1 protein-coding gene is annotated in these 867 nt (G+C 67.8%); it reads right to left on the reverse strand.

Going from position 1 to position 867, the window contains the following annotated elements:
- On the reverse strand, window positions 1-867 hold an 867-nt coding region (locus V6N00_RS17190; protein ID WP_334234328.1), incomplete at both ends, for an IS30 family transposase.

Consider the following 867-nt stretch of genomic DNA (forward strand, 5'->3'; position numbering starts at 1 on the left):
TATCAGTTCGTCGAGTGTCTCACTGGGGGTGGCTCCGTGGAGGATGACGCGGGGGCGGGCGTTGAGCATGTCCTGGACGGAGCGGAGCTCGTCGTCGCTGATGTGGTTGAAGTCGGTGCCTTTGGGGTATTCCCAGCGCAGCTGCCCGTTGAGGTTCTCGTTCGTGGGCCGCTGCCACGGGGAGTGCGGGTCGCAGAAGTACACCGGGCACCCGGTCGCCACGGTGAACCGGGCGTGCTGGGCCATCTCCGTGCCCTGGTCCCAGGTGATCGAGCGGGCGACCGCGTCGGGCAGTGTCTCGATCATGGTCGTGAGCTTGTCGATCACGGTGGTCGAGTCCCGGGTGCCGGGCAGCCGGCCCAGGAGGGTGAACCGGGAGGCCCGCTCGACCAGGGTGATGATCCCGGAATTGTTCGGACCCACGACCAGGTCACCCTCCCAGTGCCCGGGGACCTTCCGGCCCGCGTGCTCGGCAGCGGTGACCTCGTCCCGGTCCGCCAGCCGGTGCCCGGCCAACCACGTGCGCTTGGACCGGGCCGGTAGTTTGGAGACCGGTTTGCGGCTCGTGCGGCCCGAGCGGATCGCGCCTTCGACTTTCAGCTCGTGCCGCAGCGTCCCGGCGCCCTGGACGTAGAGCGCCTGGTAGATGCTCTCGTGACTGATCTGCATGTCCTCATCGTCGGGGAAGAGCCGACGCAGCCGCACGCTGATCTGCTGCGGGGAGATCTTTTCGTTGAGCAGGTCGATCACCAGGTGCCGCAGCAGCGGCAACGCCTCCAGCTTGAAGGCCTTCGGCCGGGCCCTGGCCTGGTCGGCCCAGAACTGGGCCAGAACGGCACTGTAGTAGGTGTCGTCGTTGCCCCACCG

Origin of the sequence: Tersicoccus mangrovi (assembly GCF_036881825.1) — a bacterium.
Lineage (GTDB): Bacteria > Actinomycetota > Actinomycetes > Actinomycetales > Micrococcaceae > Tersicoccus > Tersicoccus mangrovi.